Raw genomic sequence first — 16,918 nt, 5'->3', positions numbered from 1 at the left:
CTTCGACACGTGCCGCGCGAGCAATATTGGTCTTCACCACTGACGGTTCCGGTCGCGCTGACCTGCGGCGGACCCGGGCGCGGCGCTCCCCTACCCTGGGGCCATGAACGATCTCGACCGCGTGGCCGCCTCCTTGCGCCGACTGCCGCCCTCCTGCGGCCCGGTGCGGCTCGTCGCGGTCGACGGGCACGCGGGGTCCGGCAAGTCGACGCTCGCCGGCCGGCTCGCGGCCGCCCTGGACGACGCTCCCGTCCTCCATCTCGACGACCTCGCCACGCACGAAGAGCTCTTCGAGTGGACCGGCCGGCTCCTCGGCGAGGTGATCGAGCCGCTCTCCCGGGGCGAGACGGCGCTCTACCACCCGTACGACTGGGTCCTGCGCCGTTTCGGCGCGCCCCGGCCGTTGGCTCCCGCACCCGTGGTGCTCCTGGAGGGCGTGGGCGCGGGGCGGCGGGCGGTGCGGTCGCATCTGGCGCGGCTGCTGTGGATGGAGCGCGGCCCCGAGGATTCCTGGGCGCGCGGCCGGCACCGCGACGGGCCCGAGCTCTCCGACTTCTGGGACGGCTGGACGGTGGCGGAGTCTCGCCATTTCTCCGAGGACCCTTCGCGGCCGTTCGCCGACACCCTGGTACGGGAGCGCGGAGAGGGCTACGAGTGGCTGCCAGGGCCTGCTGTGGCGGCAAGCCCGAACCAGATCATCACCCAGCGTGACGACTCCCCGGCCGCAAACTGAGTGGCCCGCACTCCGCTTCCGCAAGTGCCTCAACTCCGCTTGACCCAAGGGGCGTACAGGTCTTACGTTCTCAATGTGCGGCCCTTCGGAGCCGCCGCGGACGCGAAGCCCCCGGTTGTTCCCCCGTGATCGGGGGCTTCGTTCCGCCCCCACGCTTACCGTGGGTAACCGGCCGCGAGCTGCCGGCGGATCGCGTCGATCGCGGGAGATCGGCTTCTTCACCCTCATCACGCACCCCCTGCACAGGTACGATGCCCCTCGGTGCGGTCAATTCCCGTCCACGTGTAGACGGTTGTGGGGGACCCGATGGACTTCGGCACACAGGGCGCACACGCCCCCGCCGAACTCGCCTGGCTGCGCGGAGTCGACGCCTACACGATGGGCGCCTATCCGCAGGCCGAGGAGGAGTTCCGCACGGCGGTGCGCATCGACCCCGGCATGGCCGACGGCTGGCTCGGCCTGCACGCGCTGCGGGTCGACACCACGACCGCGCTGTTGCGCATGTACCGCAACCGCGAGCGCTTCGGCGAGCAACGGTCCCGGCACCGCAGGACGCTCAACTCCTGGTACTGGCTGGGCTGGTGGGTGCAGCCGGTGCTCGAGAGCCCGCGTGATCTGCTGCTCGCGCACGCCTCGCACTGGCTCGACGGCCGCCATGTGGCCGAGCTGGACCGGGCCCTCGCCGGGCTCCCGCCGGTCGACACCGACCCGCAGGTCCGCTTCCTGCACGCCTGCCGCGCCTATCTGGTCAAGGACTGGGACCAGCTGGTCCGGCACACCGAACCGCTCGTCGACGACCCGCTGCTCGGCATCGAGGCGGGGCTCTTCGGCGGCATGGCGCGGGTGCGCCTGGAGATGTACGGGCAGGCCGAGCCGCTGCTCGCCGCGGCGCTGATGCGCTGCCGCAGCGAACAGCCGCAGCGCAAGGAGCTGCGCTACTGGCTGGCCCGGGCCCACGAGGGCACCGGCCGGAGCGCCGCCGCGCTGCCCCTCTACCGGGCGGTGCACCGGATCGACCCGGCGTTCATGGACACGGCGGCGCGGCTCGCCGCGATCGCCGAGTACGACGGCTTCGAGGGCCCGGACGACCCGGCGGGCCTCACCACCGCGGTGTACGGCGGGCTCGGCCAGGACATGGTGGACGGCGACCGCTTCGTGCCGGAGACGCCGGCCGGCGACGGGCTCATGCTCAGCACCGAGGCCGTGCCGCCTCCCGCGCCGCCGGAGCCGCCCGACGTCGTCCGGCAGAAGGCGGCGATCCCGCCGCAGCCGGTGCCGCCGCGCTTTCCCGCCAGTCCGACCGACCCGGCACTCCTCGCCGAGGCGCTCGCCGAGCTGGAGCGGATGGTCGGCATGGAACCGGTCAAGCGGCAGGTCAAGGCCCTGTCGGCGCAGCTGGAGATGGCCCGGCTCCGCGCCGGACAGGGCCTTCCCGTCCAGCCGCCGAAACGTCACTTTGTCTTCTCGGGCCCCTCCGGCACCGGCAAGACCACCGTCGCCCGCATCCTCGGCCGGGTGTTCTACGCGCTCGGGCTGCTCGGCGGCGACCATCTCGTGGAGGCCCAGCGTGCCGACCTGGTCGGCGAGTTCCTCGGCCAGACTGCGGTCAAGGCGAACGAGCTGATCGACTCGGCCGTCGGCGGCGTGCTCTTCGTCGACGAGGCGTACTCGCTCTCCAACACCGGCTACAGCAAGGGCGACGCCTACGGCGACGAGGCCCTCCAGGTCCTCCTCAAGCGCGCCGAGGACAACCGGGACCACCTGGTGGTGATCCTGGCCGGCTACCCGGAGGGCATGGACCGGCTGCTCGCCGCCAACCCCGGGCTGTCCTCCCGCTTCACTACCCGGGTCGACTTCCCCTCGTACCGCCCGCTCGAACTCACCGAGATCGGCAAGGTGCTCGCCGCCGCGAACGGCGACTGCTGGGACGAGGAGGCCCTGGAGGAGCTGGGCTCGATCAGCGGGCACGTCGTCGAGCAGGGCTGGATCGACGAGCTCGGCAACGGGCGCTTCCTGCGCACCCTGTACGAGAAGTCCTGCGCCTACCGGGATCTGCGGCTGTCCGGCTACGCGACCACCCCGACCCGCGACGACCTCGCGACGCTGCGCCTGCCGGACCTGATGCAGGCGTACGGCGAGGTCCTGTCGGGCCGCGGCCCGATGGACCGCGGCCCGCAGGAACCGCCGGGGATCTGATCCGGGATGCCGGATCGTGGATCCGGGACCGTGGATCCGGGACCGTGGATCCGGGACCGTGGATCCGGGACCGTGGATCCGGGACCGTGGATCCGGGACCGTGGATCCGGGATCGTGGATCCGGGATCGTGGATCCGGGATCGTGGATCCGGGATCGTGGATCCGGGATCGTGGATCCAATATTTGGGACCCGAGCACCGGGATATTGGATCCCGGAGCTCGGATATTGGATCCAAGCGCCCCGCCCGCTCAGCCCGCCAGCGCCTCCGCCGGCCGTTCCGGCCGGGGGGCCGGGGCGACCCGGTGTGCCGGGTCGCGGACCTCGCCCACCAGCATCTCCAGGACGTCCTCCATGGCGACCAGGCCGAGCACCCGGCCGGAGGCGTCCGCGACCTGGGCCAGGTGGGTGGCGGCGCGGCGCATCACGGTGAGGGCGTCGTCGAGCGGCAGCTCGGACCGGAGCGTGGCCATGGGGCGCCAGATGTGCTGGGGCACCGCGCGCTCGCGGTCCTCCAGGTCGAGGACGTCCTTCACGTGCACGAAGCCCATGAAGGTGCCGCGGCCCTTGCGGCAGACCGGGAAGCGGGAGTACCCGGTCCGGACGGTGAGCTCCTCGATCTCGCGCGGAGTGACGGACGGGGAGACCGTGACCAGCGAGGCCGAGGGGATGAGGACGTCCGTGACGGGGCGGGTGCCCAGTTCCAGGGCGTCCTCCAGGCGCTCCTGCTCGGCCGGGTCGAGGAGTCCGGCCTGGCCGGCGTCCTCGACGAGGCGCCCGAGCTGGGCGCTGGTGAAGACGGCCTCGACCTCGTCCTTGGGCTCCACCTTGAAGGCCCGCAGCACCAGCCGGGCGCAGGCGCCGAGGGCGGTGGTGACGGGCCGGCAGAGCCGGGCGAAGCCGACCAGGCCGGGGCCGAGGAGGAGCGCGGTGCGCTCGGGGTCCGCCATGGCCAGGTTCTTCGGGACCATTTCGCCGATCACCAGGTGGAGGAAGACCACCACGGCGAGCGCGAACACGTACCCGAGGGGGTGGATCAGGCCCTCCGGCACGTGCAGGGCGTGGAAGACCGGTTCGAGCAGCGCGGCCACGGTCGGCTCGGCGACGGCGCCGAGGGTGAGCGAGGCGACGGTGATGCCGAACTGGGCGGCGGCCATCATCTGCGGCAGGTTCTCCAGGCCGTACAGGACCTGGCGGGCCCGCTTGCCGCCGAGCGGCTCGATCTGGCTGCGGCGCACGGAGACGAGCGCGAACTCGGCGCCGACGAAGAAGCCGTTGGCGAGCACGAGGAGGACGGCGAAGAGCAGCGGGAGCAGACTCATCGGGCGGCCTCCACGGCGACGGGCACCGGGGCGGTGCGCATGATCCGCACCCGTTCGGCGCGGTAGCGGTCGACCTGGCGCACCGAGAGCCGCCAGCCGGGGAGTTCGGCCCGGTCGCCCGGGGCGGGGATGCGCCCGAGCAGGTCGGCGACGAGCCCGGCGACCGTCTCGTACGGTCCGTCGGGCACGTCGAGTCCTATCCGGTGCAGGGTGTGCACCCGGCAGGAGCCGTCGGCCTCCCAGACCTCCTTGCCGTCCTCGGAGGGTACGGGGGCGAGTTCGGGCCGTTCGTCGGCGGCGGTGTCGTGCTCGTCGCGGACCTCGCCGACGAGTTCCTCGACGATGTCCTCCAGGGTGACGACGCCGGCGGTGCCGCCGTACTCGTCGACGACGACCGCGATCGGCTGCTCGCGGCGCAGCCGCTCCAGGAGGGCCTGGGCGGGCAGCGACTCGGGGACGAGCAGCGGCGGGACGGCGATCCGGCCGACGGGGGTCCGGTGCCGCTCGTGCGGGACGACGGCGAGGGCGTCCTTCAGGTGGACCATGCCGACGATCTCGTCGATCCGCTCGCGGTAGACCGGGAAGCGGGACAGGCCGGTGGCCCGGGTGAGGTTGAGGACGTCGGCCGCGGTGGCGTCCGACTGCAGGGCGCTCATCTTCACCCGCGGGGTCATGACCTGCTCGGCGGTGAGCCCGCCGAGCGACAGGGTCCGTACGAAGAGGTCGGCGGTGTCCTGTTCGAGGGCGCCGGCCTGGGCCGAGTGGCGGGCGAGGGAGACCAGCTCCCCCGGGGTGCGCACCGAGTCGAGCTCGTCGGCGGGTTCGACGCCGAAGAGCCGGACGAGCCGGTTGGCGACGGTGTTCAGTACGGAGATCACCGGGCGGAACAGGGCGGAGAAGACGTGCTGCGGGCCGGCCACGAAGCGGGCCACCTGGAGCGGCCGGGAGACCGCCCAGTTCTTGGGCACGAGTTCTCCGACGACCATCTGCACGGCGGACGCGAGCAGCATGCCGACCAGCACCGAGATGCCGGAGACGGCCCCTTCGGGCAGTCCGGTCGCGGCGAGCGGCCCGTCGAGCAGGCCGGCGAGCGCGGGTTCGGCGAGCATGCCGGTGACGAGCGAGGTGATGGTGATGCCGAGCTGGGTGCCGGAGAGCTGGAAGGACAGCTCGCGCAGCGCCGTCACGACGCCGCGGGCGCGGCGGTCGCCTTCGGCTGCGGCGCGCTCGGCCTCGGCGCGTTCCACGGTGACGAGGCCGAACTCGGCGGCCACGAAGAAGCCGTTGGCGAGGATCAGAAGGAAGGCTGCGGCGAGCAGCGACAGAGAGACGATCATGCCGCCGCCTCCAGGGAGGGGGCGGCGCAGGTACTACCGGACGATCCGTCCATTGCCGGAGGGAGTCACTCCTCGGGTCGAAGGGTGGCCTCGCGGGCCGCCGGCGGGCGGCCCTGCACATGCGAGGCGGTGGTGCCGCTCGGCACCACCGCCTCAAGAGTAGTCACGCCCGCGCCGTGTCGGGCAGGGGGTCGGCCCCGTTTGGGGGACGGATCAGGGTTGCCCGTCCGCGCGGGTCGCCTCCGCGCCGCTGCCATGGCTGTCGGCGAGGGCGCGCAGCGCGCGGGCGTCGCTGATGGCCTTCTCCTTGGCGATGCCCGGCTGGATGCCAAGCACGGGCAGGCTGGTGCCGTCGCTCAGGTCGAGGAAGACCCAGGGGTCGCCGGGGCGCAGGTTGACCCGCAGGATCTCGGCCCACGCGAGCCGGCGCCTTCGGGTGATGTTGACGACCGTCACGCCCGCGTCGTCGGCGACGACCTTGGGCCGCGCCAGCAGCACCATGACGCCCAGGAAGAGCGCGGCGGTGAGGACGAAGCTGGCCCGCTCCCCCGGTCCGAGCTTCTCCAGGATCAGCCCGACGGCCGAGATGACGACGAACATCGCCACGCCGAGGGTCAGCAGGACGACCCGGGTGCGGGCCGGCCGGAAGGTGACCGGAAGGGCGGGCGGCGTGACGTCGGACATCGGGTGTTCCTCGCGGAAGTGCGGCAGGCGGGTGGGTCGGCGGGCGAGCTCGGCGGCCACCGGCCGGCTCGGCGGCGACCGGGCGGCTCTTCGGCAGCCACCGGCCGGCTCACCGGCGTCCGGGCGGCTCGGCGGCCACCGGCCGGCTCAGCGGCGAGCGGCCGGCTGAGCGGCGGCGGTCGGGGTCAGAGGCGGCAGGCGTGAATGGCCGTGGTGAGGATGGCGCGCGCGCCCAGCTCGTACAGGTCGTCCATGACCTTCTGCGCCTCCTTGGCGGGGACCATGGCGCGCACGGCGACCCAGCCCTCGTTGTGCAGCGGCGAGACGGTGGGCGACTCCAGGCCCGGGGTGAGGGCGACGGCCTGCTCCAGGTGCTCGGCGCGGCAGTCGTAGTCCATCATCACGTACGAGCGGGCGACGAGGACGCCCTGGAGGCGGCGCAGGAACTGCTGCACCTTGGGGTCGTCGGCCGTGGCGCCGGTGCGGCGGACGACGACGGCCTCGGAGGTGAGGATCGGCTCGCCGATGACCTCCAGGCCGGCGTTGCGCAGGCTGGTGCCGGTCTCGACGACGTCCGCGATGATCTGGGCGACGCCCAGCTGGATCGCGGTCTCGACGGCGCCGTCGAGGTGGACGACGGAGGCGTCGACGCCCTGCTCGGCGAGGTGCTTGGCGACGATGCCCTCGTAGGAGGTGGCGATCGTCATCCCGTGGAAGTCCTCGGGGCCCTTCGCGGTGCCGGGGCGGGTGGCGTAGCGGAAGGTGGAACGGCCGAAGTTCAGCGGCAGGATCTCCTCGGCGTTGGCGCCGGAGTCCAGGAGCAGGTCGCGGCCGGTGATGCCGATGTCGAGCCGGCCGGACGCCACGTAGATCGCGATGTCCTTGGGACGGAGGTAGAAGAACTCCACCTCGTTGTCCGGGTCGACGGTGACGAGCTCCTTGGACTCCTTGCGCTGCCGGTAGCCCGCCTCATGGAGCATCTCCATCGCAGGTCCGGAGAGAGAACCCTTGTTGGGGACGGCGATGCGCAGCATGGGGTGGGCTTCCTTTGCCTCAGGAGTTTCGGGGTGTCGGGTGCTCGGTGCTCAGAGGTGGGCGTAGACGTCGTCGAGCGAGATCCCGCGGGCGACCATCATCACCTGGACGTGGTACAGCAGCTGCGAGATCTCCTCGGCGGCGGCTTCCTTGCCCTCGTACTCGGCGGCCATCCAGACCTCGGCGGCCTCCTCGACGACCTTCTTGCCGATGGCATGGACGCCCTTGCCGACCAGTTCCGCGGTACGGGAGGTCGCCGGGTCGCCGGTCTCGGCCTTGAGCTTGAGCTCGGCGAAGAGCTCTTCGAAGGTTTTGTTCGCCATGATGTCCTAAGAGTACGGGGTGCGAGGCTTGCACTCAGCGCCAGGGTTCGCTGACCGTGCGCAGCGTGGTGGCGGTGGCGACGGCGGCGGTGACGGCCTCGTGGCCCTTGTCCTCGCTGGAGCCCTCCAGGCCGGCCCGGTCCAGGGCCTGCTCCTCGTTGTCCACGGTCAGGACGCCGAATCCGACGGGTACGCCGGTGTCGATCGAGACCTGGGTGAGGCCGTGGGTGACGCCCTGGCACACGTACTCGAAGTGCGGCGTCCCGCCGCGGATGACGACGCCGAGGGCCACGATGGCATCGTAGCCGCGTCCGGCGAGCACCTTGGCCACGACGGGGAGCTCGAAGCTGCCGGGGACGCGCAGCAGGGTGGGCTCCTCGATGCCGAGCTCGCTGAGCGCCCGCAGGGCGCCGTCGACGAGGCCGTCCATGATCTTCTCGTGCCACTGGGCGGCGATGACCGCCACCCGCAGGTCGCCGCAGTTCTTCACGCTGAGGACGGGTGCGCCCTTGCCGCTCATGGTTCTCCTTGGTCGATCTCGGTATGTGCTGACTTACTGGTTTCCGCAGGTGGACGGCTGCGTGCCGTCCAGCCAGGGCAGGTCGTGGCCCATCCGGTCCCGCTTGGTGCGCAGGTAGGTGAGGTTGTGCTCGCCGGCCTGGACGGGCATGGGCTCGCGGCCCTCGACGGTGAGGCCGTGGCGGGTGAGCGCGTCGACCTTGTCGGGGTTGTTGGTCATCAGGCGCAGGGTGCGGACGCCGAGGTCGGCGAGGATCTGCGCGCCGGCCGCGTAGTCGCGGGCGTCGGCGGGCAGGCCGAGCTCCAGGTTGGCGTCGAGGGTGTCGCGGCCGCGCTCCTGGAGCTCGTACGCGCGCAGCTTGGACAGCAGGCCGATGCCGCGTCCCTCGTGGCCGCGCAGATAGACCACGACGCCGCGGCCGGCCTCGGTGATCCGGTCCATGGACGCCTGGAGCTGGGGGCCGCAGTCGCAGCGCAGCGAGTGGAAGACGTCGCCGGTGAGGCACTCGGAGTGGACCCGGACCAGCACGTCCCGGCCGTCGCCGATCTCGCCGTGGACGAGGGCGACGTGCTCGACGCCGTCGACGGTGGAGCGGTAGCCGTACGCGGTGAACTCGCCGTGCGCGGTGGGCAGCTGGACCTCGGCCTCGCGGCGGACGGTCGGCTCGGCGGAGCGGCGGTAGGCGATCAGGTCCTCGATGGAGATGATCGTCAGGCCGTGCTTGCGGGCGAACGGGATCAGCTCGGGCAGCCGCAGCATGGCGCCGTCCTCGCCGGCGATCTCGACGATCGCGCCGGCCGGGCGGAGCCCGGCGAGCCGGGCGAGGTCGACGGCGGCCTCGGTGTGGCCGTTGCGGGCGAGCACGCCGCCGTCCTTGGCGCGCAGCGGGAAGATGTGGCCGGGGCGGACGAAGTCGCCGGGCTCGTGCACGCCGCTCGCGAGCATCCGCAGGGTGGTGGCGCGGTCGGCGGCGGAGATGCCGGTGGTCACGCCGTGGGCGGCGGTCGCGTCGACGGAGACGGTGAAGGCGGTCTTCATCGACTCGGTGTTGTCGTCGACCATCTGCGGCAGCCGGAGGCGGTCCAGCTCGTCGCCCTCCATGGGGGCGCAGATCAGGCCGCGGCACTCGCTCATCATGAAGGCGACGACCTCGGGGGTGGCCTTCTCGGCGGCGATGACGAGGTCGCCCTCGTTCTCGCGGTCCTCGTCGTCCACGACTACGACGGGGCGGCCGGCGGCGATGTCCGCGATGGCCTGCTCGACGGGGTCGAGGGTGAGGTCGGTGGCGTCCCAGAGAGGCAGCGCACTGCTCATGCGTGGGCTCCTTCCAGAGTGGCGGGAACGGCGCGGGACCGGAGCCACCAGTCGCGCATGCCCCAGATGACGAGGGCGAAGTAGATGACGTAGACCAGGCCGGAGAAGGCGAGGCCGCTGCTGAAGGCGAGCGGGACGCCGACCAGGTCGACGAGGAGCCAGGCGAACCAGAACTCGACCAGGCCGCGGGCCTGGGCGACCATCGCGACGAGGGTGCCGACGAAGATGTACGCGTCGGCCCACGGGCTCCAGGAGAGCGACGGGTAGAGGGTGAACAGGCCGCCGACGGCGAGGGTGCCGAGGGCCGCGCCGCCCAGGAGCAGTCCGCGCTCCTTCCAGGTGGCGAAGCGGACGGCGATGGAGCCGTCCTGCGCCTGCTGGCGGCCGCGGTTCCACTGCCACCAGCCCCAGGCGGCGACGCCGATGACGAGGAGCTGCTTGCCGACGCCGCCGGCCAGGTGGGCGGAGGCGTAGGCGCCGACGAGGATCAGGCCGGAGAGCAGCTGGGCGGGCCAGGTGAGGATGGAGCGGCGCCAGCCGAGGGCCAGGGCGATCAGACCGATCGTGTTGCCGATCATGTCGGACCACATGATGTGCTGGCCGAAGACGGCGAAGGCCTCGGAGTTGAGCCAGTTCACTTGACGTTCTCCTGTCCGTTCGACGGTCCGTTCGGGCCGAGCAGCCGCTCGACGTACTTGGCGATGACGTCCACCTCGAGGTTGACCGGGGCGCCGGGCTGCTTGATGCCGAGCGTGGTCAGGGCGAGGGTGGTGGGGATGAGGCTGATGGTGAACCAGTCGTCGCCGACCTCGACGACGGTGAGGCTCACGCCGTCGACGGTGATGGAGCCCTTCTCGACGACGTAGCGGGCGAGCTGCGCGGGCAGGCCGACCTTGACGATCTCCCAGTGTTCGGAGGGCTCGCGCTCCAGGACGGTGCCGGTGCCGTCCACATGGCCCTGGACGATGTGGCCGCCGAGGCGTCCGCCGACGGCCATGGGCCGCTCCAGGTTGACGCGGGAACCGACCTCCAGGGCGCCCAGCGAGGAGCGCTTGAGGGTCTCGGCCATGACGTCGGCGGTGAACTCGCCGTCGCCGAACTCCACGACCGTGAGGCAGACGCCGTTGACGGCGATCGAGTCGCCGTGCTGGGCACCCTCGGTGACCACGGGGCCGCGCAGGCGGAAACGGGAGGCGTCCGCCAGCTGCTCGACGGCGACGACCTCGCCCAGCTCTTCGACGATTCCGGTGAACACGGTCAGGCTCCCTTGGGGGTCAGGACGGCAGGGGCGGTGGGGCCGGCGGTGGGGACGGCGCCGGGAACGGCGGTGATGCGGATATCGGATCCAATGCGCGCGGTGTCGATGACGTCGAGGCGCAACGCACGCGTGATGGTGGTGATTCCTGCGTCGGCGAGGGCCGCGGGGCCGGCGCCGAGCAGTACCGGGGCGAGATAGCCGACGACCTGGTCGACGGCGCCCGCGGCGACGAAGGCGCCCGCGAGGGTGGGGCCGCCTTCGAGGAGGACGGAGCGGATGCCACGGGCGTACAGCCGGGTGAGCAGCTCGTGCACGTCGATGCGGCCGTCGTGCAGGGGCAGCCGGAGCAGTTCGACGCCGGGCAGGTGCCGGGTGTCGGCGTCCTCGCCGACGACCAGCAGGGTGGGGGCGGCGTCGTCGAGGACGCGGGCGGTGGGCAGCAGCTCGGCGCGGGTGTCGACGGCGATCCGCAGCGGCTGGGTGACGCCTTCGATGCCGCGGACGGCGAGGTGCGGGTCGTCCGCGCGCAGCGTCCCGCCGCCGACCAGGACGGCGTCGGCCTCGGCGCGCAGCCGGTGGACGTCGGCGCGGGACTCGGCGGAGCTGATCCAGCGGGAGGTGCCGTCGGCGGCGGCGATCCGGCCGTCGAGGGTGGCGGCGTACTTCCAGCGGACGAAGGGGCGGCCCTCGCGTACGGAGGTGAGCCAGGCGGTGTTGCCGGCCTCGGCCTCGTCCCGCAGGACGCCCTGCTCGACCTCGACGCCGGCCTCGCGCAGTGTGTCGGCACCACCCGTGGCCTGCGGGTTCGGGTCGCCGACCGCGTAGACGACACGGGCGATCCCGGCCTCGATGAGGGCCTGGGCGCAGGGGCCGGTGCGGCCGGTGTGGTTGCAGGGTTCGAGGGTGACGTACGCGGTGCCGCCGCGGGCCAGGACGCCGGCCTCGCGCAGCGCGTGGACCTCGGCGTGCGGGCCGCCGGCGCGCTGGTGCCACCCGGCGCCCACCTGGTGGCCGGAGGCGTCGGTGATGACGCAGCCGACGACGGGGTTGGGGCTGGTGGAGCCGAGTCCGCGGGCGGCGAGCGCGATCGCGCGTCGCATGGCGGTGATGTCGGCTGGCGTGGCCACCGGGTCCTCCTGCCTCTTCGGGCACGGACTCCGGGGCCTGTCGATGACGACAGAGAGCGGGTACGACGGCCTCGCGCAGGGTGCGCCGAAGCCGGATGTCCTCCGGGTGCGCCGGGGACCGGAGACCGGTACGGCGACCAGCGGACGTACGGCCGGCTCACCCCTGTGAAGGGGTCGCCCGCCGCGCACTGCCTCCCATCCGGACTTTCACCGTCGGTCCAGGAATCTCACCTGGTCAACCGGCCGCTGGCTGCGGACGGGTCGCGGACTATACCGCCGGTTCGGAATTACACCGACCCCGGAGTGCGCTGCTGCTGATACAGGGCCAGTGTGCCACGGACGAAGACCGGCCATACGGGTGAGGCCCTGTGGGCTGACTCACAGCCCGGCCCACCCTCCCACGGAATACGCCTTTGGTCCAGACCTATTGACGCACTGGTCTAGTCCTCTTAATCTCCGTGTCACCTCCGAGGTACGGCCCGCCGGTGTGCGCACTCCACGGGCCCAACACGACCCACCCCGTTGTTCGTTGTGTTCCCCGCCCACCTCCCTTGGAGGAACCGATCGTGCTGTCCCCCACGAAGAAGAGGGCCTCGCTGCTCGCTTCCGGCGCCGCCGTCGCCGGGCTGCTGATCAGCTCCCTCACCACCGGCGGCGTCTCGTACGCGGCCGACAACGAGAGCTGTCGCCCCGACGGGCTCTACAAGACGCCCGGCGTCGACGTCCCGTACTGCTCGGTCTACGACACCGAGGGCCGCGAGAAGATGGGCGCGGACCACCAGCGCCGGGTCATCGGCTACTTCACCGGCTGGCGCACCGGCAAGAACGGCGAGCCCGCCTATCTCGCCTCCGACATCCCGTGGGACAAGGTCACCCACATCAACTACGCCTTCGGCCACGTCGGCGGCGACAACAAGCTGTCCGTGGGCGCGGACGGCCCGGACAACGCGGCCACCGGGATGACCTGGCCCGGTGTCGCAGGCGCCGAGATGGACCCGGCGTACCCCTACAAGGGCCACTTCAACCTGCTGAACAAGTTCAAGAAGACCCACCCGAACGTGAAGACGCTGATCTCGGTCGGCGGCTGGGCGGAGACCGGCGGCTACTTCGACGACAGCGGCAACCGGGTGAACTCCGGCGGCTTCTACGCGATGGCCACCAACGCCGACGGGTCGGTCAACCAGGCCGGGATCGACACGTTCGCGAACTCCGCCGTCGACTTCATCCGCAAGTACGGCTTCAACGGCGTCGACATCGACTACGAGTACCCGACGACGATGAAGGACGCCGGCAACCCGCTCGACTGGCAGCTCGCCAACGCGCGCCGCGCGGGCCTCGTGCAGGGCTACGCGGCCCTGATGAAGTCGCTGCGCGAGAAGCTCGACCGGGCCGGCGCCGCCGACGGCAGGCATTACCTGCTGACCGTCGCCGCGCCCTCCTCCGGCTATCTGCTGCGCGGCATGGAGACCTTCCAGATGCAGAAGTACCTGGACTACGTCAACATCATGTCCTACGACCTGCACGGCGCCTGGAACGAGTACGTCGGCCCGAACGCCTCGCTCTTCGACGACGGCAAGGACGCCGAGCTCGCCGCCGCGAACGTCTACGGCTCCTCGCAGTACGGTTCCATCGGCTACCTCAACACCGACTGGGCCTACCACTACTTCCGCGGCTCGATGCCGGCCGGCCGAATCAACATCGGCCTGCCCTACTACACCCGCGGCCACAAGAACGTACAGGGCGGCACCGACGGCCTGTGGGGCAAGGCAGCCGCGACCACCTGCCCGGCCGGCTCCGGCCTGACCAAGTGCGGTGACGGTGCCTCCGGCATCGACAACCTGTGGCACGACAAGGACACCAACGGGCAGGAGTCGCCCGCCGGTTCCAACCCGATGTGGCACGCCAAGAACCTGGAGAAGGGGATCGTCGGCGACTACGTCACCAAGTACGGCTTCCCCGCGAACACCACGCTGACTGGCACCTACGCCCGCAAGTACGACTCCACGCTGGTCGCCCCATGGCTGTGGAACGCCGAGAAGAAGGTCTTCCTGTCCACCGAGGACGAGCAGTCGGTGGGCGCCAAGGCCGACTACGTGGTCGACCGCGGCATCGGCGGCACGATGATCTGGGAGCTGGCCGGCGACTACGGCTGGAACGCGGCCAAGGGCCAGTACGAGATGGGCTCCACGCTCACCTCGCTGATGTACGACAAGTTCAAGGCGGCCACCCCGTACGGCGCGAAGAAGTCGAACAGGCCGCTGCCGACGCAGGCCGTGAACGTGGGCGTGGAGTTCACCGACTTCAAGCTGGGCGACTCCAACTACCCGATCACGCCGAAGCTCCGGATCACCAACAACACGCAGACGACCCTGCCGGGCGGCACGGAGTTCCAGTTCGACTACTCCACCTCGGCCCCGAACAACGCCTCCGACCAGTCCGGCTTCGGTACGAAGGTGATCAGCAGCGACCACACGGGCAGCAACGTGGGCGGCCTGAAGGGCGACTTCCACCGGGTCTCCCTGAAGCTCCCGGCCTGGCAGTCGCTCGCCCCCGGAGCCACCGTCGACGTGGCCTTCAACTACTACCTGCCGGTGTCGACTCCGTCGAACTGGACGGTGACGATCAACGGCACGGCGTACGCGCTCGCCGCCGACCTGGCGCGCGGCACGACGGTGGTGGAGCCGGGCGGCTCGACCGCGACCCCGACGCCGACGCCGACCACCACCACGCCCACGCCGACCCCGACCACCACGACGCCGACCCCGACGCCCACGCCGACCGGCGGCACCTGCACCGCCCCGGCGTACGTGGCCGGCCAGGTCTACACCGGCGGCCAGACCGTCTCCCACAAGGGCCACAACTGGAAGGCCAAGTGGTGGACGCAGAACGAGGAGCCCGGCACGACCGGCGAGTGGGGCGTCTGGCAGGACCTCGGCGCCTGCTGATCCTGACGCCGCCCTCGTAAGACCGCTGCCCCCGCCCGGAATGTCCCTCCGGCCGGGGGCAGTTCCATGCCCCGCTCGCCACGGACGCCGTACGGGCTACGCCGGGAGCGGCTCCACGGGCAGGGGCGCGACGCCGATCAGTTCGGCGATGCGTTCCGGGGCCACCGCCCGCGAGTAGAGCCAGCCCTGTCCGGTGTCGCAGCCGATCCGGCGCAGCCGGGCGGCCTGGCCCGAGGTCTCCACGCACTCGGCGGTGACCGTGAGCCCGAGCCGGTGGGCGAGCTGGACGAGCGCCTCGACGATCAGCTCGTCGGCCGGGTTGGCGTGCGCCTCGTCCTGGAAGCCGCGGACGAAGGAGCCGTCGAGCTTGAGGACGGAGACCGGGAGACGGCTGAGGTAGGCGAGGTTGGAGTAGCCGGTGCCGAAGTCGTCGATGGCGATCCGCACGCCCATGTCGCTGAGTGCCTGGAGGGCCTGGAGCGGCCGGCCGGCCGAGCCCATGACGGCGGACTCGGTGAGTTCGAGCTGGAGCAGGTGGGGCGCGAGCCCGGTCTCGGCGAGGATGCCGGCGACGTCGGCCACCAGGTCGGAGTCCCAGACCTGGCGGACCGCCACGTTGACGCTGACGAAGATCGGCCGGTCGCCCGGGTGGTCCTTCTGCCACTGCCGGGCCTGGCGGCAGGCGGTCCGCAGCACCCAGCGGCCGAGCTCGACGATGGAGCCGTCCTCCTCGGCGATGCCGACGAACCGATTCGGCGTCAGCACGCCGAACTGCGGGTGGTGCCAGCGCACCAGGGCCTCGACGCCCCGCACCGAGCCGTCGGCGAGGTCGACGAGGGGCTGGTACTCGAGCGCGAACTCGTCGCGCTCGACGGCCGGTCGGAGGGTGGAGCTGAGCGCCTGCCTGGTCATCCGGTGCGCGTTGCGCTCGGGGTCGAACAGGGTCCAGCGGGACTTGCCGTCGGCCTTGGCCCAGTAGAGCGTGGTGTCGGCGGCCTGCATCAGGCAGGTGGCGGAGGAGCCCTGGGCCGGGCGCTCGACGACACCGATGGACGCGGAGACCGAGAGGCGCTGCCCGGCCAGGTCGAACGGCTCCTGGAGCGCGGTCAGCGCGGACTGCGCGAGGTCGGCCAGCTGCTCGGTCCCGGTGGAGTCCTCGACCAGGATCGCGAACTCGTCGCCGCCGAGCCGGGCCACCAGATGGCCGCCGTTGCGGGTGTATCCGTAGCCGTCCGCGCACTCGGTGAGCCGCCCGGCGACGGCGGCGAGCAGCCGGTCGCCGACCCGGTGGCCGAGGGTGTCGTTGACCGCCTTGAAGCCGTCCAGGTCCAGGTAGCAGATGCCGATCCGCCCTGTTCTGCCATGCCCGTACGACTGGTACGACTGGTACGACTCGTACGACTGGTCCGGCGCCGGTTCCGGGCCCCGGGACGCGGCGCTCTCGACGGCGGCGCTCTCGATGGCCGCCGTCAACCGCTCGAAGAACAGGGTGCGGTTGGGCAGCCGGGTGACCGGGTCGTGCATCTGGAGGTGGCGCAGCCGGGCCTGGAGCTCGCGCCGGTCGCTGATGTCCGCGACCGAGAGCAGCACCCGGCCGCTGCCGGGTACGGGCGCCACGGTCACCTCGGCCCACAGCGAACGTCCGTCGGGGTGCTTGAGTCGGCGGGTGCAGCGGAAGCGGGAGCGCCGGCCGCTCAGCACCTCGCGGTAGGCGTGCCAGGTGCGGCCGTCGGAGCCGAGGTCGACGAGGTCGGCGGCGGCCTGCTCGCGCAGCGCGGCGGCCTCGGTGCCGAGCAGCGAGCCGAAGGAGTCGTTGGCGGCGAGGACGATGCCGTCCCGGTCGACCATGGCCATCGCGATCCGGGCGGCGTTGAACGCGGCGCGGTAGTCGCGGAGTTCGGAGTCCCGGTGCGCGGAGTCGCGGGGGTCGGAGTCGCAAGGGTCGGTGTCCCGGAGCTCGGGGGCGCGGGGGTCCCAAAGTTCGGATTCCGATGCCGGGGGGTGACTCTCCGTGAGTGCCGGCTCAGCCGACGGGTGCACTGGTCCTTCGGGGGTTCCGCTCACCGCTCGCTCCCGTAGTGCGTTCGGGCCGTACAGATGTGGTCGGAATGGTCGGCCAAGGAAAG

The 16,918-nt window shown here is 71.8% G+C and carries 14 protein-coding genes and 1 riboswitch; of the genes, 3 read left to right on the top strand and 11 right to left on the bottom strand.

All coding sequences use genetic code 11. The annotated features are described in order from the left end of the window. Positions 1-103 precede the first annotated feature (103 nt). Positions 104-733: a uridine kinase family protein gene (locus ACWEV0_RS11370; protein WP_453148535.1), complete on the top strand. Its 630-nt coding sequence runs from the start codon at positions 104-106 to the stop codon at positions 731-733. 306 nt (positions 734-1,039) lie between these two features. Then, the gene (locus ACWEV0_RS11365; protein WP_453148534.1) at positions 1,040-2,929 is read left to right on the top strand and encodes an AAA family ATPase; all 1,890 of its coding nucleotides are present in this window, start codon (positions 1,040-1,042) and stop codon (positions 2,927-2,929) included. A 249-nt stretch (positions 2,930-3,178) separates the two neighbouring features. Here ACWEV0_RS11365 and ACWEV0_RS11360 read toward each other — a convergent pair whose 3' ends face one another. The 10 genes from ACWEV0_RS11360 to ribD form a co-directional block, all read right to left on the bottom strand. Further along, complete coding sequence (locus tag ACWEV0_RS11360) at positions 3,179-4,249, bottom strand: hemolysin family protein (protein WP_453148532.1); 1,071 nt, start codon at positions 4,247-4,249, stop codon at positions 3,179-3,181. Then, positions 4,246-5,586 carry a hemolysin family protein gene (locus tag ACWEV0_RS11355; protein ID WP_453148530.1) on the bottom strand — a complete coding sequence of 447 codons (1,341 nt, stop codon included), beginning with the start codon at positions 5,584-5,586 and terminating at the stop codon, positions 4,246-4,248. Before ACWEV0_RS11355 ends, ACWEV0_RS11360 begins: the two co-directional genes overlap by 4 nt. 213 nt (positions 5,587-5,799) lie before the next feature. Continuing rightward, positions 5,800-6,270, bottom strand: a complete 471-nt coding sequence (locus ACWEV0_RS11350) for a PH domain-containing protein (protein WP_453148529.1) — start codon at positions 6,268-6,270, stop codon at positions 5,800-5,802. 185 nt (positions 6,271-6,455) lie between these two features. Next, positions 6,456-7,304, bottom strand: coding sequence for an ATP phosphoribosyltransferase (gene hisG / locus ACWEV0_RS11345; RefSeq protein ID WP_451610815.1), 849 nt, complete (start codon positions 7,302-7,304; stop codon positions 6,456-6,458). 51 nt (positions 7,305-7,355) lie between these two features. Further along, positions 7,356-7,628, bottom strand: a complete 273-nt coding sequence (locus ACWEV0_RS11340) for a phosphoribosyl-ATP diphosphatase (protein WP_116162050.1) — start codon at positions 7,626-7,628, stop codon at positions 7,356-7,358. A gap of 34 nt (positions 7,629-7,662) precedes the next feature. Then, entirely contained in the window at positions 7,663-8,148 is a 486-nt protein-coding gene (gene ribH, locus ACWEV0_RS11335) for a 6,7-dimethyl-8-ribityllumazine synthase (RefSeq protein ID WP_046907436.1), read from the bottom strand. 33 nt (positions 8,149-8,181) lie between these two features. Beyond that, positions 8,182-9,462: a bifunctional 3,4-dihydroxy-2-butanone-4-phosphate synthase/GTP cyclohydrolase II gene (locus ACWEV0_RS11330; RefSeq protein ID WP_453148525.1), complete on the bottom strand. Its 1,281-nt coding sequence runs from the start codon at positions 9,460-9,462 to the stop codon at positions 8,182-8,184. Continuing rightward, positions 9,459-10,052, bottom strand: coding sequence for a nicotinamide mononucleotide transporter family protein (locus ACWEV0_RS11325; protein WP_453148560.1), 594 nt, complete (start codon positions 10,050-10,052; stop codon positions 9,459-9,461). The genes ACWEV0_RS11330 and ACWEV0_RS11325 overlap by 4 nt, the downstream gene beginning before the upstream one ends. Positions 10,053-10,096: 44 nt before the next feature. Next, positions 10,097-10,717: a riboflavin synthase gene (locus ACWEV0_RS11320; RefSeq protein WP_453148523.1), complete on the bottom strand. Its 621-nt coding sequence runs from the start codon at positions 10,715-10,717 to the stop codon at positions 10,097-10,099. Positions 10,718-10,719: 2 nt separating this feature from the next. Next, positions 10,720-11,847, bottom strand: a complete 1,128-nt coding sequence (ribD, locus tag ACWEV0_RS11315; protein WP_453148522.1) for a bifunctional diaminohydroxyphosphoribosylaminopyrimidine deaminase/5-amino-6-(5-phosphoribosylamino)uracil reductase RibD — start codon at positions 11,845-11,847, stop codon at positions 10,720-10,722. 181 nt (positions 11,848-12,028) lie between these two features. Next, a riboswitch (FMN riboswitch) is annotated at positions 12,029-12,158 on the bottom strand. A gap of 255 nt (positions 12,159-12,413) precedes the next feature. On the opposite strand from ribD, the gene ACWEV0_RS11310 reads away from it, so the two are divergent. Next, positions 12,414-14,792, top strand: coding sequence for a chitinase C-terminal domain-containing protein (locus ACWEV0_RS11310; protein ID WP_453148520.1), 2,379 nt, complete (start codon positions 12,414-12,416; stop codon positions 14,790-14,792). 96 nt (positions 14,793-14,888) lie between these two features. Here the strand turns inward: ACWEV0_RS11310 and ACWEV0_RS11305 are convergent, their stop codons facing one another. Further along, a complete protein-coding gene (locus tag ACWEV0_RS11305; RefSeq protein WP_453148518.1) occupies positions 14,889-16,856 on the bottom strand; it encodes a putative bifunctional diguanylate cyclase/phosphodiesterase in 1,968 nt (655 codons plus the stop codon). Positions 16,857-16,918: the final 62 nt, after the last annotated feature.

This window comes from Streptomyces sp. NPDC003943, from assembly GCF_053605265.1.
This window is presented reverse-complemented; position numbering and strand designations above follow the sequence as displayed.

What these genes read in the sequence shown, in the direction of transcription:
- ACWEV0_RS11330 (WP_453148525.1), bottom strand. Translation starts at nt 9,462, where the DNA reads ATGAGCAGTGCGCTGCCTCTCTGGGACGCCACCGACCTCACCCTCGAC.
- ribH (WP_046907436.1), bottom strand. Translation starts at nt 8,148, where the DNA reads ATGAGCGGCAAGGGCGCACCCGTCCTCAGCGTGAAGAACTGCGGCGAC.
- ACWEV0_RS11365 (WP_453148534.1), top strand. Translation starts at nt 1,040, where the DNA reads ATGGACTTCGGCACACAGGGCGCACACGCCCCCGCCGAACTCGCCTGG.
- ACWEV0_RS11325 (WP_453148560.1), bottom strand. Translation starts at nt 10,052, where the DNA reads ATGTGGTCCGACATGATCGGCAACACGATCGGTCTGATCGCCCTGGCC.
- ACWEV0_RS11350 (WP_453148529.1), bottom strand. Translation starts at nt 6,270, where the DNA reads ATGTCCGACGTCACGCCGCCCGCCCTTCCGGTCACCTTCCGGCCGGCC.
- ACWEV0_RS11370 (WP_453148535.1), top strand. Translation starts at nt 104, where the DNA reads ATGAACGATCTCGACCGCGTGGCCGCCTCCTTGCGCCGACTGCCGCCC.
- ACWEV0_RS11360 (WP_453148532.1), bottom strand. Translation starts at nt 4,249, where the DNA reads ATGAGTCTGCTCCCGCTGCTCTTCGCCGTCCTCCTCGTGCTCGCCAAC.
- hisG (WP_451610815.1), bottom strand. Translation starts at nt 7,304, where the DNA reads ATGCTGCGCATCGCCGTCCCCAACAAGGGTTCTCTCTCCGGACCTGCG.
- ACWEV0_RS11355 (WP_453148530.1), bottom strand. Translation starts at nt 5,586, where the DNA reads ATGATCGTCTCTCTGTCGCTGCTCGCCGCAGCCTTCCTTCTGATCCTC.
- ACWEV0_RS11340 (WP_116162050.1), bottom strand. Translation starts at nt 7,628, where the DNA reads ATGGCGAACAAAACCTTCGAAGAGCTCTTCGCCGAGCTCAAGCTCAAG.